22 protein-coding genes and 2 riboswitches are annotated in these 22,246 nt (G+C 72.0%); of the genes, 10 read left to right on the top strand and 12 right to left on the bottom strand.

The window, feature by feature from the left end:
• A partial coding sequence (locus EF903_RS10980) for a YncE family protein (protein ID WP_148142511.1) occupies positions 1-1,001 on the top strand: 1,001 nt, incomplete at its 5' end.
• Positions 1,002-1,045: 44 nt separating this feature from the next.
• Here EF903_RS10980 and EF903_RS10975 read toward each other — a convergent pair.
• Entirely contained in the window at positions 1,046-2,284 is a 1,239-nt protein-coding gene (locus EF903_RS10975) for a cytochrome P450 (RefSeq protein ID WP_125543013.1), read from the bottom strand.
• Positions 2,265-3,005, bottom strand: a complete 741-nt coding sequence (locus EF903_RS10970; RefSeq protein WP_260615067.1) for a tRNA-dependent cyclodipeptide synthase — start codon at positions 3,003-3,005, stop codon at positions 2,265-2,267. Before EF903_RS10970 ends, EF903_RS10975 begins: the two co-directional genes overlap by 20 nt.
• Before the next feature lie 255 nt (positions 3,006-3,260).
• On the opposite strand from EF903_RS10970, the gene EF903_RS10965 reads away from it, so the two are divergent.
• Positions 3,261-3,473: an EF-hand domain-containing protein gene (locus tag EF903_RS10965; protein ID WP_114054268.1), complete on the top strand. Its 213-nt coding sequence runs from the start codon at positions 3,261-3,263 to the stop codon at positions 3,471-3,473.
• Between the two features lie 64 nt (positions 3,474-3,537).
• Here EF903_RS10965 and EF903_RS10960 read toward each other — a convergent pair whose 3' ends face one another.
• From EF903_RS10960 to gcvT, 10 genes are all read right to left on the bottom strand, one after another.
• Positions 3,538-4,122 carry a PadR family transcriptional regulator gene (locus tag EF903_RS10960; protein WP_125543012.1) on the bottom strand — a complete coding sequence of 195 codons (585 nt, stop codon included), beginning with the start codon at positions 4,120-4,122 and terminating at the stop codon, positions 3,538-3,540.
• 70 nt (positions 4,123-4,192) lie between these two features.
• A complete protein-coding gene (locus EF903_RS10955) occupies positions 4,193-5,014 on the bottom strand; it encodes an energy-coupling factor ABC transporter ATP-binding protein (protein WP_399420588.1) in 822 nt (273 codons plus the stop codon).
• Positions 5,011-5,760 carry a cobalt ECF transporter T component CbiQ gene (gene cbiQ, locus EF903_RS10950; RefSeq protein ID WP_125543010.1) on the bottom strand — a complete coding sequence of 250 codons (750 nt, stop codon included), beginning with the start codon at positions 5,758-5,760 and terminating at the stop codon, positions 5,011-5,013. The genes EF903_RS10955 and cbiQ overlap by 4 nt, the downstream gene beginning before the upstream one ends.
• A 3-nt stretch (positions 5,761-5,763) precedes the next feature.
• Positions 5,764-6,117 carry an energy-coupling factor ABC transporter substrate-binding protein gene (locus EF903_RS10945; protein ID WP_399420586.1) on the bottom strand — a complete coding sequence of 118 codons (354 nt, stop codon included), beginning with the start codon at positions 6,115-6,117 and terminating at the stop codon, positions 5,764-5,766.
• Positions 6,117-6,809, bottom strand: a complete 693-nt coding sequence (locus EF903_RS10940) for an energy-coupling factor ABC transporter permease (RefSeq protein ID WP_125543009.1) — start codon at positions 6,807-6,809, stop codon at positions 6,117-6,119. Before EF903_RS10940 ends, EF903_RS10945 begins: the two co-directional genes overlap by 1 nt.
• Before the next feature lie 28 nt (positions 6,810-6,837).
• A riboswitch (cobalamin riboswitch) is annotated at positions 6,838-7,033 on the bottom strand.
• Positions 7,034-7,388: 355 nt separating this feature from the next.
• Positions 7,389-7,910, bottom strand: coding sequence for a hypothetical protein (locus tag EF903_RS10935; RefSeq protein ID WP_125543008.1), 522 nt, complete (start codon positions 7,908-7,910; stop codon positions 7,389-7,391).
• A 163-nt stretch (positions 7,911-8,073) separates the two neighbouring features.
• On the bottom strand, positions 8,074-9,456 hold the full coding sequence (locus tag EF903_RS10930; protein WP_125543007.1) for an L-serine ammonia-lyase: 1,383 nt from the start codon (positions 9,454-9,456) through the stop codon (positions 8,074-8,076).
• Between the two features lie 291 nt (positions 9,457-9,747).
• Positions 9,748-11,004 carry a serine hydroxymethyltransferase gene (glyA, locus tag EF903_RS10925; RefSeq protein ID WP_125543006.1) on the bottom strand — a complete coding sequence of 419 codons (1,257 nt, stop codon included), beginning with the start codon at positions 11,002-11,004 and terminating at the stop codon, positions 9,748-9,750.
• A gap of 14 nt (positions 11,005-11,018) precedes the next feature.
• Positions 11,019-11,402, bottom strand: coding sequence for a glycine cleavage system protein GcvH (gcvH, locus tag EF903_RS10920; protein WP_125543005.1), 384 nt, complete (start codon positions 11,400-11,402; stop codon positions 11,019-11,021).
• Between the two features lie 111 nt (positions 11,403-11,513).
• Entirely contained in the window at positions 11,514-12,629 is a 1,116-nt protein-coding gene (gcvT, locus tag EF903_RS10915) for a glycine cleavage system aminomethyltransferase GcvT (protein WP_125543004.1), read from the bottom strand.
• A gap of 182 nt (positions 12,630-12,811) precedes the next feature.
• A riboswitch (glycine riboswitch) is annotated at positions 12,812-12,915 on the bottom strand.
• Positions 12,916-13,165: 250 nt separating this feature from the next.
• On the opposite strand from gcvT, the gene EF903_RS10910 reads away from it, so the two are divergent.
• The 8 genes from EF903_RS10910 (at position 13,166) to EF903_RS10875 (ending at position 22,245) form a co-directional block, all read left to right on the top strand.
• Complete coding sequence (locus EF903_RS10910) at positions 13,166-13,849, top strand: AAA family ATPase (protein WP_399420591.1); 684 nt, start codon at positions 13,166-13,168, stop codon at positions 13,847-13,849.
• A gap of 109 nt (positions 13,850-13,958) precedes the next feature.
• Positions 13,959-14,705, top strand: a complete 747-nt coding sequence (locus EF903_RS10905; protein ID WP_125543003.1) for an enhanced serine sensitivity protein SseB — start codon at positions 13,959-13,961, stop codon at positions 14,703-14,705.
• A gap of 82 nt (positions 14,706-14,787) precedes the next feature.
• Entirely contained in the window at positions 14,788-15,528 is a 741-nt protein-coding gene (locus EF903_RS10900) for an enhanced serine sensitivity protein SseB C-terminal domain-containing protein (protein WP_125543002.1), read from the top strand.
• A 616-nt stretch (positions 15,529-16,144) separates the two neighbouring features.
• Complete coding sequence (locus tag EF903_RS10895; RefSeq protein ID WP_114054280.1) at positions 16,145-17,137, top strand: ABC transporter permease; 993 nt, start codon at positions 16,145-16,147, stop codon at positions 17,135-17,137.
• 41 nt (positions 17,138-17,178) lie between these two features.
• Entirely contained in the window at positions 17,179-18,942 is a 1,764-nt protein-coding gene (locus EF903_RS10890; protein WP_125543001.1) for an ABC transporter substrate-binding protein, read from the top strand.
• 140 nt (positions 18,943-19,082) lie between these two features.
• Positions 19,083-20,084: an ABC transporter permease gene (locus EF903_RS10885; protein WP_185902611.1), complete on the top strand. Its 1,002-nt coding sequence runs from the start codon at positions 19,083-19,085 to the stop codon at positions 20,082-20,084.
• Positions 20,081-21,187 (top strand): ABC transporter ATP-binding protein, encoded by a 1,107-nt coding sequence (locus EF903_RS10880; RefSeq protein ID WP_125542999.1) that lies wholly within the window; start codon positions 20,081-20,083, stop codon positions 21,185-21,187. The genes EF903_RS10885 and EF903_RS10880 overlap by 4 nt, the downstream gene beginning before the upstream one ends.
• 5 nt (positions 21,188-21,192) lie before the next feature.
• Positions 21,193-22,245: an ABC transporter ATP-binding protein gene (locus EF903_RS10875; RefSeq protein ID WP_260615066.1), complete on the top strand. Its 1,053-nt coding sequence runs from the start codon at positions 21,193-21,195 to the stop codon at positions 22,243-22,245.
• The last annotated feature ends 1 nt before the right edge of the window (position 22,246 follow it).

Genomic DNA, 22,246 nt, shown 5'->3' with positions numbered 1-22,246 from the left:
ACCCGAACGACGTCTACGCCGCCGACCGGCCGAACGCGCTGTCCCCGGTGGTCAAGGACTTCCCGTCGCGCGTCTACGTCCCCAACACCAACTCCAACACCGTCTCGGTCATCGACCCGGTGACCTACAAGGTCATCGACACCATCCCGGTGGGCGTCCAGCCGCAGCACGTCGTCCCCTCCTGGGACCTGAAGACCCTCTGGGTCAACAACAACCGCGGGCACACCCTCACCCCGATCAACCCGGCCACCGGCGAGGCCGGCAAGCCGGTCGAGGTGCACGACCCGTACAACCTGTACTTCACGCCGAACGGCAAGTACGCGGTCGTCATGGCCTCCATGGACAAGGAGCTCGTCTTCCGCAACCCGCACACCATGGACCGCGTCAAGACGGTCCCCGTGACCTGCTTCGGCGTCAACCACGCCGACTTCTCGGCGGACGGCCGCTACTTCATCGTCTCCTGCGAGTTCTCCGGGGAGCTGCTGAAGGTGGACACGGAGAAGATGGAGGTCGTCGCCCAGCAGAAGCTGCCCTTCGAGGGGGCGATGCCGCAGGACGTGAAGGTCTCCCCGGACGGCAAGACCTTCTACGTCGCCGACATGATGGCGCACGGCATGTGGGTGCTCAGCGGGGACCGGTTCGAGACGCCGAAGCTGCTGCCCACCGGGAAGGGCTGCCACGGGCTGTACGTCAGCCGCGACTCCCGGGAGATGTACGTCTCCAACCGCGGCGAGGGCTCCGTGTCCGTCTTCGACTTCAAGCAGAACAAGCTCACGAAGAAGTGGGAGCTGCCGGACGGCGGCAGCCCCGACATGGGCGGCGTCAGCGCCGACGGCAAGGTGCTGTGGCTGTCCGGCCGCTACGACAACGAGGTCTATGCGATCGACACGGTGACGGGCAAGCAGCTCGCCCGGGTCCCCGTCGGCGGAGGCCCGCACGGCCTGGCCGTCTACCCCCAGCCGGGCCGCTACTCCCTCGGCCACACCGGCATCTTCCGCTAGCCGGGCATCGGGAGGCGCCCCGGCCCGGGGCGCCTCCCCGGGGATCACCAGGCGACCGGCAGCCGCTCCGGCAGGCGCTTGATGAAACCGGTGCGCCACACCAGGTTCTCCGCGGGCACGGCGAGCCGCAGCCCGGGCATCCGCTCCACCAGCACCTCCAGGGCGATCATCGCGTGCACCCGGCCCAGCGCGGAGGCCGGGCAGAAGTGCCGGCCCGCGCCGAACGCGAGGTGGGCGTTGCGGCTCTCGCGCTCCAGGTCGAGCTCCCCCGGCCGGTCGAAGGCCTCCGGGTCGAAGTTGGCCCCTTCGAGGAGGACGAGGACGAGCTCGCCCTCCCTGACGAGGACGTCGCCGACCCGGACGTCGGCGCGCGCGATGCGCGGCAGGCCGTCGCCGACGGAGAGGTTCCAGCGCAGCAGCTCGTCGACGGCCGCCCCCATGCGCTCGGGGTGTCCGCGCAGCCACCCGATGAGGTCAGGCCGCCCGAGCAGCGCCAGCACGGCGAGGACGAGGAACGCGGACGTGGACACCGCGCCGGCGCCGAAGAGGGACACGGCCACGGTCGCGAACATCTCGTCGGTGAGGTGCGCCGACTCCGGATCTGCCTCCCTCAGCTCCGCGAACCGGCCGAGGAGCCCCGTACGCTCCTCGGCGGGTAGCGCCGCCTGCTCCCGCAGCCGGTCGGCGAAGTAGCCGACGTCCTTGTACCAGTTGAGGGCGGAGCCGGCGAACGGCTCGCGCGCGGTCATGAAAGCGACGTCCAGCCCGGACATCAGGCGCCTCCAGTCGCCGGACGGCACGCCCAGGACCCGGCAGTGCATGGCCGCCGAGAAGGGGTCGGCGAAGGCGGCCCGCAGGTCGGCGGGCGCCCCCTCGGCGGCCATCGTGTCGAGGAGGGCGTGGGCCGTGGCCCGCAGCGCCTCCTGCAGGCCCGCCTGGCGCGGGTTCAGCGACTTCATCACCGCGGTCCGCAGGCCCGCACTGTTGATGCCGCCCATGGTGTCGACGACCTCGGGCGGGATCGTCAGCGCGTACTGCCGCGGGACGCCCTCGTTCGCCGTGTCCCTCAGGCTGAACCGGTCGTCCTCCAGCACCTGCCTGGCCAGCGCGTAGCTGCTCACCAGCCAGGCCTCGTCGCCCGTCAGGGTGCGGACCCTGGCGACGGGGGCCTCCTTGCGCAGCCGGGCGCACTCCTCGGGGAGGACGTCGCCGCGGCGCGACAGCGGGAAGTCGAGGAGGGGGGCGGCCTGCCGCCGGACCGTGTCAGGCTGCTCGGCGCTCATCGGCGCTCCCTTCGGTCGCCGCGCGGTGCGCTGCCTCCGGCCGGACGACGGCGCAGCCCTGGTTGTGGGTCGCGCGCAGACCCCCGCCGCGGGCGAAGAGGAGGTCGGTCAGCGGCATCCTCACGTGGTACGCCGCCACCGACGAGGGCACGTCCAGAATGCTCGGGGTGTCCAGGAAGAACGGCAGTTCGGCTGCGAGGTAGTCGAAACAGGCCTGCAACTGGGCGTCCGTCATGGATTCGCCTGCCGGCAGCTTGGGGCCGACGAAGTGCGCGGCCATCTCCTGACAACCCTTGCGGAATTCGCCATCGGTCTCCAGGAAATGCAGGACGCGCCGGTGCAGGAGTTGGTAAACGGGGTTCGATTGGAAGTCGGACAGTGCGCCCACCCGTATCCCGGGATGCTCCGGACCGGATTCCGCCACGCCTTTCAGAATCCGTCGGCGGACGGCTTTGATCTCCTTCGAAGCCCGCCTGACGGCGTGTTCGCGGCTGTATCCGAACGCCGCGAACATGCGGTCCACATGCAGGTCCGCATAGACGAAGTCGACCTGGGCGAAACGGGACGAGGCCCAGCGGGCCAGGCTTCCGATGCGCTCGGAGCTGAAGTAGCCGTTTCCGGGGCTGACCCCGATGAGCACATGGTCGCCGTCCTCCCAGATGTGCCGGCAGGCGCGGGTGAAGGGGAGGACTTCGAAGGATGATTCGGCTGTGATCGCCACCTGTGATCACCTTTGTTTGCCGCATGTCCCTGGGAGCCCTGCGCTCCTGGTGTGGCGGCAATGCCGGTACGTTATGCGGTGACCCCGGAACGTGACAAGCCCGAGTCCGCTCTTCTGGCCGGAACCGCGCATTCCGGGTTACGGGGCGGTAATTGAATTTCTTTCTGCCGGGCGAACGGGACCCGGAGTCCGCAGCCGCCCGGGCTGGCGCTACCCTGAGCCGGTCAATCAGCACCGAGAAGGGGTGGATCCCAAGTGGCGGACATCGAGAGCGCGCGGGCGACGTTCGGCAGGTTCGACGCGGACGGCGACGGCTTCGTGACGGCCGACGAGTTCCGTCAGGCCATGGCCCAGATGGGCGACCCGTTCGTGACGGGCCCGGTCGCGGACGCCGTGATCGCCGCCCGGGACACCGACGCCGACGGCCTGATGAGCTTCGACGAGTTCTGGGCGTCCCTGAACAAGTGAGCCGTGCGCCGTGCCCCCGCCCGCCCGAGCCGGGCAGGCGGGGGCACGGCCGCATGCGCGCCCGTCAGGACGCGCCCGCCCCGCCCGCGGGATCCGGCCCGGCGTCCGGGCGGTCCGCCATGCCGCCGACCTCCTCCAGGGCCTCCTCCAGCCAGCGCAGCCAGAACGTCTCCAGCCCGATGCCGCCGTGCAGCACGAGCCGGCGCAGCCGGTCCTCGTCGGAGTCCCGGCCGGGCGGGAAGTCCCGCTCCTCGATGGCCTCGTAGAGCGCCAGCTGCCGGCGGTGCAGCTCCAGGTGCCGCCGCAGCTCGGCCAGGAGGCCGCCCGTCCCCACCACGGCCGCGGCGCGGACGCGCAGCAGCAGCGGGTCCCGGATGGCCTTCGGGTCCTGGCTGCCGCCCACCCAGCGCGCCAGCTCCTCGCTGCCGGCGGGCAGGACCTCGTACGCCTTCCGCTGCCCCCGCACCGGCCCGTCGCCGGGCAGCGCCCGGATGAGCCCGGCCTCCTCCAGCCGGCCGAGCTCCCGGTAGATCTGCTGGTGCGTCGCCGACCAGAAGTACCCGATCGACCGGTCGAACCGGCGGGTCAGCTCCAGCCCCGACGAGGGCTTCTCCAGCAGGGCGGTGAGGATGGCGTGCGGCAGGGACATGCCGCCATCCTAGGGAGGCCGGACGGCGGGCAGCGGGGAGCGGCCGCCCGGCACCCTCCGGCGGCGGGGGTCAGTGCCAGGAGACCAGCGCCTCCGGCGACTTCGGGCCCGCGGCGCCCGCCGCCAGCAGACCGCGGGAGCGCAGGAACACCGCCACCGCCGGCGACCAGGCCTGCCGCAGCCCCGCCCCCGCCAGCAGCTCCGGGTCCGAGAGGAGCCCCGCCGCCGGGCCGAAGCGGATCCCCTGCGGGGTGAGCACCGCCGCATCGTCCGCCCAGCGCACCGCGAGGTCGACGTCGTGCGTGGCCATCACCACCGTCGTCCCCGCGGCGCGCAGGCCCGCCAGGGCGTCCAGCAGCCGCTCCTGCCCCTCCGGGTCCAGGCCGGCCGTCGGCTCGTCCAGGATCAGCACCCGGGGGGCCATCGCGACCGCCCCGGCGATCGCCGCCCTCTTGCGCTGCCCGTACGACAGCAGGTGCGTCGGCCGGTCCCGCAGCGCGGTGATCCCGAGGGCGGACAGCGCCTCGCCGACCCGGGCCCGCACCTCGGCGGCCGGCAGGCCCAGGTTCATCGGGCCGAAGGAGACGTCCTGTTCCACGGAGGCCGCGAACAGCTGGTCGTCCGGGTCCTGGACGACCAGCTGGACCGCCTTGCGCAGCCGGGTCAGGCCCGACCGGTCGTACGCCACCGGCGTCCCGTCCAGCAGGAGTTCCCCGGAGACCGGCCGCAGCCCGCCGCTGAGCAGCCGCATCAGCGTGGTCTTGCCGCTGCCGTTGCGGCCCAGGAGGACCAGCGCCCGGCCTTCGGCGATGGAGAAGTCCACGCCGTCCAGCACCGCCGGGCCGTCCTCGTAGGCGTAGCCCGCTCCGGCCAGTTCCACCAACGGGTTCACGAGCACAGCCCCTCCAGGGTGTAGGTCAGCGCGACGAGGCCCGCGATGAGGGCCGCCGACGCCGCGAGGAAGCGCCGGGACAGGGCGGCCTCGGGAACGAGCACGCGCAGCGCCCCGTCGTACCCGCGCCCGGCGAGGCCGGACTGGAGCCGCGCCGCCCGGTCGAAGGCCCGGACGAAGGAGGTCGCGGCGAGCCCGGCCAGCGACCGCCACACCGCGGCCCGGTCCGCGTGCCCCAGCCGGGCCGCCTGGGCCCGCCTGACCTGCGCCAGCGAGTCCAGCAGCAGGAACCCGATGCGGTACATCACGAGCGCCACGTCCACGACGGGCGCCGGCACCCCGGCCCGGACCAGCCGGGGCAGCACGTCCGAGACGGGGGTGGTGAACGCGAACAGCAGGACGCCCAGGGACGCTGCGGACGTGCGCAGCAGCAGTTCGCCCGCGTGCCGCGGCCCGTCCGGGGCGAGCGACACCGGCCCGGCCGCGCCGCCGACCGCGACGAGCAGCGGCAGCGCACCGGTGAAGCAGAACCCCAGCGGTATCCGGAAGGCCCGCCACAGCTGCCGCCCGGCGACCCCCGCCGGCCCGAGCAGGACGGCGAGGGTCGCCGCGGCGACCAGGGGCCCGCCGGGCCAGGGCGGCAGGCACACGGCGGTGACCGTCAGCCCGAGTCCCAGCAGGGCCTTCTCCAGGGGGTGCCGGCCGCGCCAGCGGCTGCCGTGCGCAGCCACGTCGATCGGCAGCACCGGCTAGTCCTCCGCGCGGGCGTCGCCCAGGGTGCCCGGTCCGGCGGCCGCCGCGGCGGCTCCCTGGCGGCGGCCCCTGCGCACCCCGAAGTAGTAGGCGAGGACGCCCGCGCCGAGGGCCGCTTGGAGGGCGAACAGGGCCGACTCGATCTCGCCGGACGGCGGCTCGTACAGCGGGGTGAACCACGGCTCGTAGTCGGGCCTCAGCTCGGTGATCGCCGCTTCGGCCTGGGCGTCGGCGCCGGTGAAGGGCTCCTCCTTGCCCTCGCCGAGGCCCAGGGCGAGGGGGAGCACCGCGAGGGCGGCGACCACGAGCAGCAGCAGGGTGTTGATCTTCGCGTTCCGGCTCATGCCCATCACGCCGCCGCCTTCCGGTCGGTGCGGCCGGTGAGCTTGGCGACGCCCAGCCGGACCAGGTCGGACTTGCTGGACTGCATCAGCAGCCGCATGACCAGGACCGTCAGGAGGCCCTCGCTGACCGCCAGCGGGATCTGGGTGACGGCGAAGATGCCGCCGAACTTCGCGAGGGCGCCGGCGACGCCGCTGCCCGGGTCGGGGAAGGCGAGCGCCAGCTGCACGGAGGTGACGCAGTAGGTGACCAGGTCGGCAAAGAAGGCGCCGAAGAAGACGGACACCATCAGCGGGGCGCCGAAGCGCCGCAGCAGCAGGTAGACCCCGAAGCCCGCCCACGGGCCGGCGATCGCCATGGAGAAGACGTTGGCGCCGAGGGTGGTCAGGCCGCCGTGCGCGAGCAGCAGCGCCTGGAAGAGCAGGGTGATCGTGCCGAGCACCGCCATGATCGGCGGCCGGAACAGGATCGCCCCGAGCCCGGTCCCCGTCGGGTGCGAGCAACTGCCCGTGACGGAGGGGATCTTCAGGGCGGAAAGGACGAAGGTGAAGGCTCCGGAGGCGCCGAGGAGCAGGGTGCTCTCGGGGTTCTCCTTCACCTCGCGGGTGAGTGCGCGGACGCCGTGGACGACGAAGGGAGCGGACGCGGCGCCCCAGGCGGCCGCGTGCAACGGGGGCAGAAACCCCTCGGCTATATGCATGTGTGGGGAGACCTCTCCAGCACCTCGTGGATGGACAACGCGCCCCGGCCGGTCTCCTGGCTCACGGGTGCTGCCGCCCTGGCTCCGCCTTCCCGGGCGGTGCGGATCACCCCGCGCCGCCCAGTGGCTTCCCGCAGGAGTGGAGCCGGACTTCCCGTTCACAGTGGCGAGGGCCGCACCGGTCTTCCACCGGTTTCCCGAACACCAAGGCCCGCTGACCCTAATGGCCCGCACGGACCCGGAACAAGCCGGTGTGTTCGAGCGCACGCCCGCGGCGGATTCCGCTTCCGGGCCGTCCGGCGGCGGACGCGCTCTCCGCGAGGAGGCGGAGCCGTCGTTTCGCCGCGGGTTTCCGCCGCGCCGGCGGCCGCGCGGGCTGCCGGGCGGGATCCCGGCGCGCGACCCGGCGCGATTCCGCCCCTGTGCTTCCACCGGCGTGCGCCCGAGCACCTCGCGGCGCCGCTCAAGCGCTCCGGCGGCATCCCGGCCCGCGGCGGCCGGCGCTCGCCGGGGGACGCCGGCCGCCGCTTCGGCTTCCCGGACCGGAACACCGCCGGCGGCGTCCCGGCCGGCGCCGGTTCAGTCGCAGCACACGTTCCGGTGCGCGATGTCGATCACGAACCGGTCGGGCGAGCGGAGCGTGAACGTCCTGTAGGAGGGCCTGCTGTCGAAGGCGGCGCCGAAGGTGACGTACCCCTCGAAGTCGCCGGTCATGGCGAGCCCCTTGAGCGCGGGCAGGTCCGTCCTGACGAGCCTGGGTCCGCGGTAGGTTCCTTCGCCGGAGCGCAGGTGCGCCGCGGCGGGGTGCAGCCGGATCTGCAGGAAGTGCTTCCCTGCGAGCGGGACGGGCGCTCCGGAGCCGTCCTGGAAGAGCGCGGGGACGCGGGTGACGTCCGCGTCGGGCACGCGGCCCTTCAGGTCGACGACGATCCGGTCGTACGTGCAGTGCCCGGCCCAGCGGGCGCCCACCACGAGCGGGGTGGCCGGGGCCCGGCCGGCGGGGGCCGCGGCCGTGGAGGCCGGTGCGGCGAGGGCGATCGCGGCGGTGAGCAGGACTCCGGTGGCCAGGGCCGCGGCCCGCCGGCGGCGGAGGTGTTTCATGGCGTCCCCCCTGTTCTTCGAGAGACGGGGGCAGGTTGTCGCTCCTGAAGACACGCCGTGCGCACACACGGTTGCAGCAAAACATAAAAAAATCGGACAGAAGGGGTGAATCTTTCGAGATCCGCCCCTTCTGTCCGCGCCCGCCCGGCTCAGCCGGCCGGCGTCAGCACTCGATGACGTTGACGGCGAGGCCGCCGCGCGCCGTCTCCTTGTACTTGATCTTCATGTCGGCGCCGGTCTCCTTCATGGTCTTGATGACCTTGTCGAGGGAGACCTTGTGGGAGCCGTCGCCGCGCATCGCCATCTTCGCCGCCGTGACGGCCTTCACGGCCGCCATGCCGTTGCGCTCGATGCACGGGATCTGCACCAGGCCGCCGACCGGGTCGCAGGTCAGGCCCAGGTTGTGCTCCATGCCGATCTCGGCCGCGTTCTCCACCTGCTCCGGAGTGCCGCCCAGGACCTCCGCGAGCGCGCCGGCCGCCATCGAGCAGGCCGAACCCACCTCGCCCTGGCAGCCGACCTCGGCGCCCGAGATCGAGGCGTTCTCCTTGAACAGCATGCCGATCGCGCCCGCGGCGAGCAGGAAGCGGACGACGCCGTCCTCGTCCGCGCCGGGCACGAAGTTCACGTAGTAGTGCAGGACGGCCGGCAGGACGCCCGCCGCGCCGTTCGTGGGGGCCGTCACGACGCGGCCGCCCGCCGCGTTCTCCTCGTTGACCGCCATCGCGTAGATCGTCGTCCACTCGCTGCGGTGCATCATCGGGTCGCCCTCGGTGCGCAGCTGCCGCGCCGTGGCCGCGGCTCGGCGCTTGACGCGCAGACCGCCGGGGAGGATGCCCTCGCGGGACATGCCGCGCGCCACGCAGGCCTGCATGACCCGCCAGATCTCCAGGAGGCCCTCGCGGATCTCCTCCTCCGTGCGCCAGGCCTTCTCGTTCTCCAGCATCAGCGAGGAGATCGACAGGCCGGTCTCCTTCGCGAGGCGCAGCATCTCGTCGCCCGAGCGGAAGGGGTACTTCAGCACGGTGTCGTCGAGCTTGATCCGGTCCTCGCCGACCGCGTCCTCGTCGACCACGAAGCCGCCGCCGACCGAGTAGTACGTCTTCTCCAGCAGCGGCGTGCCGGCGGCGTCGTACGCGAAGAGGGTCATGCCGTTCGCGTGGTACGGCAGGGACCGGCGGCGGTGCAGGACGAGCTGGTTCGGCTCGTCGAAGGCGATCTCGTGGGCGCTCCCTATCTCCGTCCCCAGCAGGCGCAGCCGGCCCGTGCTGCGGATGCGCTCCACCTCGTCGTCGGCGGTCTCGACGTCCACGGTCCGCGGGGAGTGGCCCTCCAGGCCCAGCAGCACCGCCTTGGGCGTGCCGTGGCCGTGGCCGGTCGCGCCGAGCGAGCCGTACAGCTCCGCGCGGACGGAGGCGGTCTGGGCGAGCAGGCCGTCCTTCTTCAGCCGGTTGACGAACATGCGGGCGGCGCGCATCGGGCCCACGGTGTGCGAGCTGGACGGACCGATGCCGATCGAGAAGAGATCGAAGACGGAAATGGCCACGGTGGCGGACTCCAGGGTCACCCCCGCGGTGGCGGGGAGCGAACCGCCGAGTCGCTCTCGCAGCGGGGGCGAGGCGGCCGGCGGAGGGGGCGGACTTTGCAGGGAATGCGGGCAAAGATCGCCTCGTGGGCGCCCTTGCCCGGTTAATCAGCGTACGTCAGTTCGTGAGGCGGCCGGTGACGCCGGCCTGTACGGCGGCTTGCGGGCCGGTGGCGCGCCGCGCCGCCGGCCCCGGCCATGGGAAAGGCCCGGCCCTGTGGGACACAAGGCCGGGCCTTTCGAGCCGCGGCCTTACAGCGACGGGTACAGCGGGTGCTTCGCGGCGAGCGCCGAGACGCGCGCCTTGAGGGCCTCGCCGTCGTAGGACGGCTTCAGGGCCTCGGCGATGATGTCGGCGACCTCGGTGAAGTCCTCGGCGCCGAAACCGCGGGTGGCCAGCGCCGGCGTGCCGATCCGCAGGCCCGAGGTGACCATCGGGGGCCGCGGGTCGTTCGGGATGGCGTTGCGGTTGACGGTGATGCCGATCTCGTGGAGGCGGTCCTCGGCCTGCTGGCCGTCCAGCTCCGAGTTGCGCAGGTCCACCAGGACCAGGTGCACGTCGGTACCGCCGGAGAGGACGTCCACGCCGACGGCCTTCACGTCGTCCTGCACCAGGCGCTCGGCGATGATCTTCGCGCCGGCCAGGGTGCGCTCCTGGCGCTCCTTGAACTCGGGCGAGGCCGCCACCTTGAAGGAGACCGCCTTGGCGGCGATCACGTGCTCCAGCGGGCCGCCCTGCTGGCCGGGGAAGACCGCGGAGTTGATCTTCTTGGCCAGCTCCTGCGTCGACAGGATGACACCGCCGCGCGGACCGCCGAGGGTCTTGTGCGTGGTGGTGGTGACGACGTGGGCGTGCGGCACCGGGTTCGGGTGCAGGCCCGCGGCGACCAGGCCGGCGAAGTGCGCCATGTCGACCATCAGGTACGCGCCGACCTCGTCCGCGATGCGGCGGAAGGCGGCGAAGTCCAGCTGCCGCGGGTATGCGGACCAGCCGGCGACGATCAGCTGCGGCTTGGACTCCTTGGCGAGGCGCTCGACCTCGGCCATGTCGACCTGGCCGTCCTCGCCGACGTGGTACGGGACCACGTTGTAGAGCTTGCCGGAGAAGTTGATCTTCATGCCGTGGGTCAGGTGACCGCCGTGGGCCAGGTTCAGGCCCATGATCGTGTCGCCCGGCTTCAGCAGCGCGAACATCGCGGCGGCGTTCGCCTGCGCACCGGAGTGCGGCTGGACGTTCGCGGCCTCGGCGCCGAAGAGCGCCTTGATCCGGTCGATGGCGATCTGCTCGACGACGTCGACGTGCTCGCAGCCGCCGTAGTAGCGGCGGCCCGGGTAGCCCTCGGCGTACTTGTTGGTCAGGACCGAGCCCTGGGCCTCCATGACGGCGACCGGAGCGAAGTTCTCCGACGCGATCATCTCCAGGGTCGACTGCTGGCGCGCGAGCTCGGCGTCGACGGCTGCGGCGACGTCGGGGTCGAGCTCGTGGAGAGGGGTGTTCAGAACGGACATCTTCGGTCCCTGGTTCAGTTGCCGGAAAGGGTGAGCTGCTCGTACTCGGCGGCGGAGAGCAGGTCCTCCGGCTCCTCCGACACGCGCACCTTGAAGAGCCACCCGCCCTCGAAGGGAGCGCTGTTCACGAGCGCCGGGTCGTCCACGACGTCCTGGTTGGCCTCGACGACCTCGCCCGTGACGGGGGAGTACAGGTCGCTGACGGACTTGGTCGACTCCAGCTCGCCGCAGGTCTCGCCCGCGGTCACGGTGTCGCCGACCTCGGGGAGCTGGGCGTAGACGACGTCACCGAGCGCGTTGGCCGCGAACGCGGTGATGCCGACCGTCGCGACGCCGTCCTCGGCGGCCGACAGCCACTCGTGCTCCTTGCTGTAACGCAGCTGCTGGGGGTTGCTCATGGCCTGATTCTCCTGGATGCGGGGGAGTGCGGACGAACGGTTGTCTTGCCTGTCGAGACGCCTCTGGCCCGGCAGGCGGGGGCGCGCGGGGCGTACCGGCGCGTCCGGGGTCTACTTCTGCCGCTTGTAGAAGGGCAGGGCGACGACCTCGTACGGCTCATGGGTACCGCGGATGTCCACGCCGACGCCGGAGGTGCCCGGCTCGGCGTGTGCCGCGTCGACGTACGCCATGGCGATCGGCTTGCCGAGGGTCGGGGACGGGGCGCCGGAGGTGACCTCGCCGACGACCTGGCCGCCGGCCACGACGGGGAAGCCGGCGCGCGGGACCCGGCGGCCCTCGGCGACCAGGCCGACCAGCTTGCGCGGCGGGTTCGAGGCGGAGCGCTCGGCGGCGGCCTCCAGGGCGGCGCGGCCCACGAAGTCGCCCTCCTTCTCGAACTTCACGACCCGGCCCAGGCCCGCGTCGAACGGGGTCAGGGAGGTGGTCAGCTCGTGCCCGTACAGCGGCATGCCCGCCTCCAGGCGCAGCGTGTCGCGGCAGGACAGCCCGCACGGCACCAGGCCGCGGCCCTCGCCGGCCTTGCTCAGCGCCTGCCACAGCTCCACGGCGTGCTCGGGGGAGACGAAGAGCTCGAAGCCGTCCTCGCCGGTGTAGCCGGTGCGGGCGATCAGCGCGGGGACGCCCGCGACCGTTCCCGGCAGGCCGGCGTAGTACTTCAGGCCGTCCAGGTCGGCGTCGGTGAGCGACGCCAGGATGGCGGGGGACTCCGGCCCCTGCACCGCGATCAGCGCGTACGCGTCGCGGTCGTCGCGGACCTCGGTGTCGAAGCCGGTCGCGCGCTCGGTGAGGGCGTCCAGCACGACCTGGGCGTTGGAGGCGTTGGCGACGACCATGTACTCGGTCTCGCCGAGGCGGTAGACGATCAGGTCGTCGAGGATCCCGCCGTCCTCCCGGCAGATGTGCGTGTAGCGGGCGCGGCCGACGCCGACGGTGGAGATGTTGCCCACCAGGGCGTAGTCGAGGGCCTTGACGGCCTCCGGACCGGTCAGCGTGATCTCGCCCATGTGGGAGAGGTCGAACAGGCCGGCCTTCGTGCGCACGGCGTTGTGCTCGTCGCGCTCGCTGCCGTACCGCAGGGGCATGTCCCAGCCGGCGAAGTCGGTCATGGTCGCACCGAGCGAGCGGTGCAGCGCATCGAGCGCGGTCAGGCGGGGGGCGTTGCTCATGGGTGTGGCTCCCGGGTCCCAGGGCATGACATGACGAGGACGTTCCTCCCCATCTGTCATCGGAACCTGAGAGGTTCGCCGAGAGTTCCCGGGAGCGGGATCACCGACTTGCACCTTGGGTGGAGCACCCCCCGGCTCCGTCGCGGCGGACGGGCGGGGCGCGGCTCGCTTTTCAGATCTGCCTCATCCACGCGGTACGGGGCCTGAGAGATTCAAGGGAGGTACTTGCTCCTTCGGCGCCCGGACACGGCCTCGCGGCCTGCCGGGACTCTCCCGCGCGGATTCAAGCGGCCGGTATGCAGTTGGTCCAGATGGCGCACATCATTGCACGAGGTGCCGGAGAACGGGTGCGCGGGCCCGAAAGACCGTTCCATCCGCCGAAGGCGGCAGCGGGCGGGGGCGGCCGGCGCCCCGCATCCGTTCGGCGTCCGCCGGGCGTCCGCCGGGCGGACGCGCCGACGCAAACCCGGGACGCCGTATTACCGTCCCTTTACATTGGGTGGGAACGGGTCCCGGTGACCCGTGAGGGGGAGGCGATCGGTGTGCGGAGATTCGGAGTGCTGGCCACGGCGGGTACGGCGGAGGGGGTGCCGGCCCGGCCGGCGGCGGGAGCGAGCCGCGGGTCCGTGCGCGACCTGCGCGGCACCGGCGGGAGCGGCCCCGATCGGCTCGGCTTCGCCGAGGGGGACGTCGTCGTGGTCTCGGGCCTGCCCGGCGGCGGGAAGAGCACGCTGATCAAGCGCGCCGCCGAGGGCCGCGCCATCGACTCGCAGGACGTGCGCGAGCGCTGGGAGCGCCGCATGCCCCGCGCCCTGCCGTACGCCGCCTACCGGCCGCTGGTGCGGATCGCCCACTACTGGGGGATGTGGCGGGCCCTGCGCTCCGGCGCCTCCGTCGTCGTCCACGACTGCGGGACGCAGGCCTGGGTGCGGGGGCTGCTCGCCGCGGCCGCCCGGCGCCGCGGCCGGGCCCTGCACCTCGTGCTCCTCGTGGCCACCCCCGAGGAGGCCCTGGCGGGGCAGCGGGCGCGCGGCCGCGGCGTGTCGGCGTACGCCTTCTCCCGCCACCGGGCCGCCGTCGACCGCCTGCTCCGGGCCGCGGAGACCGGCCCCCTGCCCGCCGGCTGCGCCTCGGTGGTCCTCCTGGACCGGCCCGCCGCCGCCCGGCTGACCCGCATGGCCTTCCGGCCGGCGCACCCGGCCGTCCGTCCGGCCGCCTGACCCGCCGTCCGACCGGCCGCCTGACCGGCCGGGGCGGGCCCGGACCGCGGGTGTCCGCGCGGGCGGCTACCCTCGGGCGCGGAACACGGCGCGACGAGCGGAGGCGGACATGGGCGGGGACGGCGGCTGGCCGGAGAACGAGCTGGAACAGGTGCTCGGCGCCGCCCTCGGCGCGCCGGACGCGGGGCCGCGGATCGTCGAGGTCCTCGGCCGCAGCTCCGTCTGGGTGCCGCTGCCCGCCGGAGGCGGCCCCGACAGCGCCTCCCTCACGCTGCCCACCATGGACATCGGCGGGGCGGCGTACGTCCCCGTCTACAGCTCCGCGTCGCAGTTCCGCGCCTGCGCGGGCACCGCCATGGACTTCGCGGTGGCGCCCGCCGCCGAGTTCGCCCGCGGCCTGCCCCCGCAGCTCGGCATCGCCGTCAACCCGGAGGGCGCCGTCGGCGTCCCCCTGCCCCCGCCCGCCGTCGCCGCCCTGTGCCGCGCCGGCCGCACCGAGCTCGACGGTCCCGCCTCCGGCGCCCGCGTCCGCCTGTACGAGCCCGACTGGCAGGAGGACCCGGTGGACCTCCTGGCCGCGGCCTCCGAGGAGTTCCGCGCCACCGGCGCCGTCGCCGCCGCGTACCGCTGCCTGGCCAGCGTCGAGGGCGGCGCGCCCGAGCTCTACGTCGGGGTCCGGCTCGTCGGGGCGGACCCCGCCCTGCGGGACCTCCCCCTGGAGGCCCTCGGCCGGGCCCTGGGCCGCGTCCCGGCGCCCTGGCCCGTCCAGTTGGTGCTGCTCGACGCCCCCGAGGCCGCCGGCGACCCCGTCGCCGACCACATCGTTACGCGCGTACGCCCCTTCTACGTCCCCTAGCGCCGCTTAAGCTGGTGACATCTCCTGGCCGCACGAGTGGCCTGGACAGCGGGTCTACGCGGGCGGACGAGGAGGGGTACCGGTGAGTGCGTCAGGCACGGCCGCGGCCGGGCAGGTCGAGCACGTGATGCGCCAAGTGACTCCCGGGCGCTACGAGAGCTACGAGTCACTTCTGCACGCCCTCGCCGAGGGCCGGCTGTGGATGCTGCTCTGGCAGGGCTCCCCGGGCTCCCCGGACGCGCAGTACGGCGGCATGGAACTGGAGGGCCTCGGCTACGCCCCGTGCGTCACCTCGCCGCAGGAACTGGCCGCCAGCGGCTGGAACCGGGGCTACGAGGTCGTCACCGGCCGGGACATCGCCCGCGCCCTCTACCCCGACCGGTGGGGGCTCTGGCTCAACCCGCACGCCCAGGGGGGCGGCCTCGGCATCCCCTGGGCCGACCTGCGCCGGATCGCCACCGGACTGGACCGGATGCCGGCCGGCCCGCTGCGGCTGTCCGAGCCGGCCCTGGAGCTCCCGCAGTTCTACGGGCTGCTGACCCAGCACGCGCACCGCACCCCGGCCGTGCGGTCGCTGCGCCGCGCCTGGGTGCAGCCCGCGCTGGGCTCGCCGTACCTCGCGGTCGGCCTCGACCTGTACGACGCGTCCGCGCCCGCGCTGGAGTCCGTACGGGAGATGATGCGCCAGTCCGTGGGCGCCGTGCCCGAGGGAGTGCCGGTCTGCACGGTGGCCCTCGCCGACGAGCACGACCCCGTCGCGATGTGGCTCCGGTCGCAGACGCGCCCGTTCTACGACCGCGAGGGGCAGGCCCCGGCCTACTGAGAACCGGCCCTGCGGGCCCCGTCCGATCCGTGGACGCACCTGCCGCGCGACCTCTCCGGGCCGCGGGGAGCAACGGCTTCGCAGCCGCTCCCCGCGGCCCTTCGCCTTGTCCGGATTTCGCTGCCCTTGAACACCCAAAAGGCGTGGTCCTGGGGTTCGTTGGGCACCATGTCCGAATGCGCACCGAACGGACGGTGTTGCTCCGCTGAGCCGACAGCGGAGTCCGGATAACGGGAATCGGACCCTCACATCACGGTTGCGCATCCATTCATCTGCGGGTCTGGCGGCTGATCGACGCGCCGATGAAGACTCCCCACCCAAGAGCCGCTCCGGCCCTCGGGAAGGACCCGGCTCACCTGCACAACGCTCGCCGCTCCGCCCTGCTTCGGCACCGCACCGCACCGAGCACAGCACCTCCCGCACGTCCAGCACCTCTGCACCTCCCGCACCGCTGCACGTCCCGTGCGTCCCGCACACCCCGCACGTCCCGTACGTCCTGCACACCGGCGCGCCCCTGCTGCGTGCCACGACGCAGTCCAGCGCCACTCCGCACCAACGCCGCCACAGCGGCGGGCATGGGCCGGCGACCCGCCGGCCGAGAGGGGTCCCCACCACGATGACGGCACCACTGCATGACACGAGCGCGGAAACCCCCGCACCCGTGTCCGTAGCCGATGTCCCGGCGAAGGCCATCGAGGGCCGTTCGCCCGGCCGTATCGCCTGGATGCGGCTCAAGCGCGACAAGGTCGCGCTGACCGGCGGCATGGTCGTGATCCTCCTGATCCTGGTGGCGGTGTTCGCGCCGCAGATCGTGAGCGTGCTGGGCCACCCGCCCAACGAGTTCCACGAGGACCTGATCGACCCGGACCTCGGCACGCCGATCGGCTCCTTCGGCGGCATCAGCTCCGAGCACCTGCTCGGCGTCGAACCGACCAACGGGCGCGACGTGTTCAGCCGGATCGTCTACGGCGCCCGCATCTCCCTGGTCGTCGCCTTCCTCGCCGCCTTCGTCTCCGTCGCCATCGGCAGCTTCCTCGGCGCCCTGGCCGGCTTCCTCGGCGGCTGGGTCGACGGCCTGATCAGCCGCACGATGGACCTGCTGCTGGCCTTCCCGCAGCTGCTGTTCACCATCGCCCTGGTCTCCGTCGTCCCCAACTCACTGTGGGGATTCGAGGGTTCGGGCGTCCGCATGGGCGTGCTGATCGTCGTCATCGGCTTCTTCGGGTGGCCCTACATCGGCCGCATCGTCCGCGGCCAGACGATCTCCCTGCGCGAGCGCGAGTACGTCGAGGCGGCCCGCAGCCTCGGGGCCGGCCGCGGCTACATCCTGGTCAAGGAGCTGCTGCCGAACCTGGTCGCCCCGATCCTCGTCTACGCGACGCTGATCATCCCGACCAACATCCTGACGGAAGCGGCCCTCAGCTTCCTCGGCGCCGGCGTCAAGCCGCCGACCGCCTCCTGGGGAAAGATGCTCTCCGACGCCGTCCCCATCTACCAGGACGACCCCATGTACATGGTGGTCCCCGGCATGACGATCTTCATCACCGTCCTGGCGTTCAACCTCTTCGGGGACGGGCTGCGCGACGCACTCGACCCCAAGGGCAGCTGAACCGCTTCACCGATTCACCCACCACTGGAGGTTGGACCACCGTGATCCGCAGAAAGCAGGCACTCGCGATCACCGCCGTGATCGCCGCCCTGTCGCTGACCGCCGCGTGCGGCGGCGGCGACGGCGAGAAGAAGTCCGAGGCGAAGGGCGCCGGCGGCGCCGCCTTCAACGCCGCCACCACCGGCGTGGTCAACCCGTCCACCGAGAAGGGCGGCGAGCTCAAGCTCTGGTCGCCGCAGGACGTCGACTACCTCGACCCGGCGCGTGCCTACTACGGCTTCGTGTGGAACATGCAGCGCCTCTACATCCGCCAGCTGCTCGCGTACGACAGCAAGCCGGGCGAGGCGGGCACGAAGCTCGTCCCGGACCTCGCGGAGGCCCTCCCGGTCATCAGCAACGAGGGCAAGACGTACACCCTCAAGCTGAAGGACGGCGTGAAGTTCGAGGACGGCACGCCGATCACCTCGAAGGACATCAAGTACGGCATCGAGCGCGTCTTCGCGCAGGACGTGCTGTCCGGCGGGCCGACCTACCTGATGGACATCCTGGACCAGGGCCAGAAGTACCCCGGCCCGTACAAGGACACCGACCCCGGGAAGATGGGTCTGAACTCCGTCCAGACGCCGGACGACAAGACGATCGTCTTCAACCTGGCGAGCGCCAACTCCGACTTCAGCTACCTGCTGGCCATGCCGTCCTCCTCGCCGGTCCCGATGGCCAAGGACACCGGCGCCACGTACACGAACAAGCCGGTCTCCACCGGCCCGTACAAGGTCGAGAGCTTCACCGCCGGCAAGGGCGCCACCTTCGTCCGCAACGAGAACTGGGACCCGAAGACGGACACCATCCGCACGGGCCTGCCGGACAAGGTCACCTTCACGGTGACCACCAACCCGGACGACATGGACGCCCGCCTGCTCTCCGGCGACATCGACCTCGCGGTCGACGGCACCGGCCTCCAGCAGGCCGCCAAGAACAAGGTCCTGCGCGACCCGAACCTCAAGAAGAACGCGGACAACCCCTTCACCGGCTACATCCGCTACTTCGCCTTCCCGCAGACCGTCGCGCCGTTCGACAACATCGAGTGCCGCAAGGCCGTCATCTACGCGGCCGACCCGAAGTCCCTCCAGACCGCCCGCGGCGGCCCGACCAGCGGTGACCTCGGCGCCAACATGCTGCCCCCCGGCATCCCCGGCTCCGACAAGAGCTACGACCCCTGGGGCCTGACCAAGGGCCAGCCGCAGGAGGACAAGGCCAAGGAGGCCCTCAAGGCCTGCGGCAAGCCGGACGGCTTCGAGACCACCATCGCGGTGCGCAACAACCGCGCCCCCGAGGTGAAGACGGCCGAGTCCCTCCAGGCCTCGCTCGCGAAGGTCGGCATCAAGGCCACCATCGACCAGTACGACGGCAAGCTCTCCTCCTCCACGATCGGCTCGCCCGAGAACGTGAAGAAGAAGGGCTACGGCATCATCGTCATGGGCTGGGGCGCCGACTACAACTCCGGCTCGGGCTTCCTCCAGCCGCTCGTCGACGGCTCGTTCATCCTGCCGAACGGCAACAACAACTACACGGAGCTGAACGACCCGGAGATCAACGGGCTGTTCGACAAGGCCGCCGCCGCCGCGACGCCGGAAGCCGCCGCGCCGTTCTACACGGACATCAACAAGAAGATCATGGAGAAGGCGCTCTACCTTCCCATCAACTTCGACAAGGCCTTCGTCTACCACAACCCCCGTCTGACGAACGTCTACTTCAACGACTCCATGGGCAAGATCGACCTCGCCGTGATCGGCGTCGGCAAGTAGCCACCGGGCGAGTCGCCACGTAACAACAGGCAAGTGCCTTCACCGCACACGCGCTAGTCCGAAGGGCAGGTGAAGGCCGCAGGCGGCGGCTGCCGTCCCCGCGAGGGGGCGGCGGCCGCCCGCCCCGGCGGCCGACTGCAGTGCTCGTCTACCTCATACGGCGGCTGTTCAACGTCGCCGCCACGCTGCTGGTGGTCTCCGTGGTCACCTTCGGCATCTTCTTCGCGGTCCCCAAGATCACGGGCAGCGATCCGGCGCTCATGTACGCCGGCCGCGAGACCAACGAGACCGCCCTGGCGGGCATCCGCGTGAAGATGGGCTTCGACAAGCCCATCTCCGAGCAGTACCTGACCTTCGTCAAGGGGATCTTCGTCGGCCGCGACTACGACGGCGGCACCGAGACCACCCACTGCGAAGCACCCTGCTTCGGCTACTCGTTCAAGACCGAGGCGCCCGTGTGGGAGACCATGGTCGACCGCATGCCGGTCACCCTCTCCCTCGCGCTCGGCGCGGCGGTCATCTGGGTCCTCGCCGGCGTCGCCACCGGCGTCGTCTCCGCGCTCAAGCGCCGCACCGCCGTCGACCGCACCGTCATGGTCGGCGCCCTCGCCGGCGTCTCCCTGCCGATCTTCTTCACCGGCATGGTCGCTCCCGCGATCTTCGTCTACAGCCTCGGCTGGCTCGACGTCTCCAACTACAAACCGCTCACCGAGGACCCGGCGGCCTGGCTCAACGCCCTGATCCTGCCCTGGGTGACCCTGGCCTTCCTCTTCGCCGCCACCTACGCCCGCATCACCCGCGCAACGATGCTGGAGGTCCTCGGCGAGGACTACATCCGCACCGCGCGCGCCAAGGGCCTCAAGGAGGGCGTGGTCATCCGCAAGCACGCCCTGCGCTCCACCCTCACCCCGATCGTCACGATGTTCGGCCTCGACCTCGGCGGCCTCCTCGGCGGCGCCGTGCTCACCGAGACGACCTTCAACTTCCAGGGCCTCGGGACGGCCGCCGTCGCCGCCATCGGCCAGGGCGACCTCCCCGTGATCATGGGCGTCACCCTGCTCGCCGCGCTGTTCGTGGTGATGGCCAACCTGATCGTGGACCTGCTGTACGCCGTCATCGACCCGCGCGTGAGGCTGACGTGACCGAGAACCCCACCGCCGGCTCCGCCGCCGCCGGCCCCGCGTTCGTCCCCGAGCAGGCGCGCCCGCGCAGCGGCGCCTTCCTGTCGGTGCGCGACCTCAGGGTGCACTTCCCGACCGACGACGGACTCGTGAAGTCCGTCGACGGGCTCTCCTTCGACCTGGAGCGCGGCAAGACGCTCGGCATCGTCGGCGAGTCCGGCTCCGGCAAGTCGGTGACCTCGCTGGCCATCATGGGCCTGCACCGCACCGGCAACGCCCGCAGCCGCCCGCACATCTCCGGCGAGGTCGTCCTCGACGGCGAGGACCTCGTCAAGGCGGACGCCGACCACGTGCGCACGCTGCGCGGCCGCAAGATGGCGATGGTCTTCCAGGACCCGCTGTCCGCGATGCACCCCTACTACACCGTCGGCAAGCAGATCGTCGAGGCGTACCTGACGCACCACGGCACCGACAAGAAGGCCGCCCGCAAGCGGGCGATCGAGATGCTCGACCGCGTCGGGATCCCCGAGCCGCACCGGCGCGTGGACGCCTACCCGCACGAGTTCTCCGGCGGCATGCGGCAGCGCGCGATGATCGCGATGGCGCTGGTCAACAACCCCGAGCTGCTCATCGCCGACGAGCCGACCACCGCGCTGGACGTCACCGTCCAGGCGCAGATCCTCGACCTGATCCGCGACCTCCAGAAGGAGTTCGGCTCCGCGGTCATCATGATCACGCACGACCTGGGCGTGGTCGCCGAGATGGCCGACGACATCCTCGTCATGTACGGCGGCCGCTGCGTCGAGCGCGGCACCGCGGAGAAGGTCTTCTACGAGCCCCGCCACCCCTACACCTGGGGGCTGCTCGGCTCCATGCCGCGCATCGACCGCGAGCAGACCGAGCGCCTGATCCCGGTCAAGGGCTCCCCGCCCAGCCTCATCAACATCCCGAGCGGCTGCGCGTTCAACCCGCGCTGCCCGTACGCGGACGTCCCCGAGGGCGGCGTCACCCGCACCCGCCGTCCCGAGCTGACCGAGGACGGCGGCGGGCACTGGTCGGCCTGCCACATGTCGCAGGAGGAGCGGACCCGGATCTGGACCGAAGAGATTGCGCCGAAGCTGTGACCGAGATGACGAAGAAGGACACGGCCGCGGCGGACGCGCCGGAGGCGGCCGCCGAAGAGCCGCTGCTGAAGGTGACCGGCCTGGTCAAGCACTTCCCCATCAACAAGGGGCTGCTGCGCCGGCAGGTCGCGGCCGTCAAGGCCGTCGACGGGATCGACTTCGACGTCCGGCGCGGCGAGACGCTCGGCGTCGTCGGCGAGTCCGGCTGCGGCAAGTCCACGATGGGCCGGCTGATCACCCGCCTGCTGGAGCCCACCGGCGGCACGGTCGAGTTCGAGGGCCGCGACATCACGCACCTCGGGGTGGCCGGGATGCGGCCGCTGCGCCGCGACGTGCAGATGATCTTCCAGGACCCGTACGGCTCGCTGAACCCGCGCCACACGGTCGGCACGATCGTCAGCGCGCCGTTCAAGCTCCAGGGCGTCGAGCCGGAGGGCGGGCTCAAGGCCGAGGTGCAGCGCCTGCTGTCGCTGGTCGGCCTCAACCCGGAGCACTACAACCGCTATCCGCACGAGTTCTCCGGCGGGCAGCGCCAGCGCATCGGCATCGCCCGCGCCCTGGCGCTCAAGCCCAAGCTGGTCGTCGCCGACGAGCCGGTGTCCGCACTGGACGTGTCGGTCCAGGCCCAGGTGGTCAACCTGCTGGACGACCTCCAGGAGGAGCTCGGCCTCACGTACGTGATCATCGCGCACGACCTGTCGGTCATCCGGCACGTGTCGGACCGCATCGCGGTCATGTACCTCGGCAAGATCGTGGAGCTGACCGACCGCACCTCGCTGTACGAGAGCCCGATGCACCCGTACACCAAGGCGCTGCTGTCGGCCGTGCCCGTGCCCGACCCGCGCCGGCGCGGGGCGAAGAGCGGGCGCATCCTGCTCAAGGGCGACGTGCCCTCGCCGATCTCCCCGCCGAGCGGCTGCCGCTTCCACACCCGCTGCTGGAAGGCGACGCAGATCTGCACGGTGAAGGAGCCGCCTCTGGCGTCCCCGGTGGCCGGGCACCAAGTGGCCTGCCACCACCCCGAGAACGCCCCCGACCAGTCTCCTATCCACCTCTGAC

It is taken from the genome of Streptomyces sp. WAC05292 (assembly GCF_003949955.1).
Taxonomy (GTDB): domain Bacteria; phylum Actinomycetota; class Actinomycetes; order Streptomycetales; family Streptomycetaceae; genus Streptomyces; species Streptomyces globosus.
Note: the sequence above shows the minus strand (reverse complement) of the source record. Positions and strands in the feature narration are given on the sequence as shown.

Coding starts and splice junctions, on each gene's coding strand:
- EF903_RS10975 (WP_125543013.1), bottom strand. CDS start 2,284: ATGAGCGCCGAGCAGCCTGACACGGTCCGGCGGCAGGCCGCCCCCCTC.
- EF903_RS10960 (WP_125543012.1), bottom strand. CDS start 4,122: ATGTCCCTGCCGCACGCCATCCTCACCGCCCTGCTGGAGAAGCCCTCG.
- EF903_RS10945 (WP_399420586.1), bottom strand. CDS start 6,117: ATGGGCATGAGCCGGAACGCGAAGATCAACACCCTGCTGCTGCTCGTG.
- EF903_RS10940 (WP_125543009.1), bottom strand. CDS start 6,809: ATGCATATAGCCGAGGGGTTTCTGCCCCCGTTGCACGCGGCCGCCTGG.
- EF903_RS10935 (WP_125543008.1), bottom strand. CDS start 7,910: ATGAAACACCTCCGCCGCCGGCGGGCCGCGGCCCTGGCCACCGGAGTC.
- glyA (WP_125543006.1), bottom strand. CDS start 11,004: ATGTCCGTTCTGAACACCCCTCTCCACGAGCTCGACCCCGACGTCGCC.
- gcvH (WP_125543005.1), bottom strand. CDS start 11,402: ATGAGCAACCCCCAGCAGCTGCGTTACAGCAAGGAGCACGAGTGGCTG.
- gcvT (WP_125543004.1), bottom strand. CDS start 12,629: ATGAGCAACGCCCCCCGCCTGACCGCGCTCGATGCGCTGCACCGCTCG.
- EF903_RS10905 (WP_125543003.1), top strand. CDS start 13,959: ATGGGCGGGGACGGCGGCTGGCCGGAGAACGAGCTGGAACAGGTGCTC.
- EF903_RS10895 (WP_114054280.1), top strand. CDS start 16,145: ATGACGGCACCACTGCATGACACGAGCGCGGAAACCCCCGCACCCGTG.
- EF903_RS10875 (WP_260615066.1), top strand. CDS start 21,193: ATGACGAAGAAGGACACGGCCGCGGCGGACGCGCCGGAGGCGGCCGCC.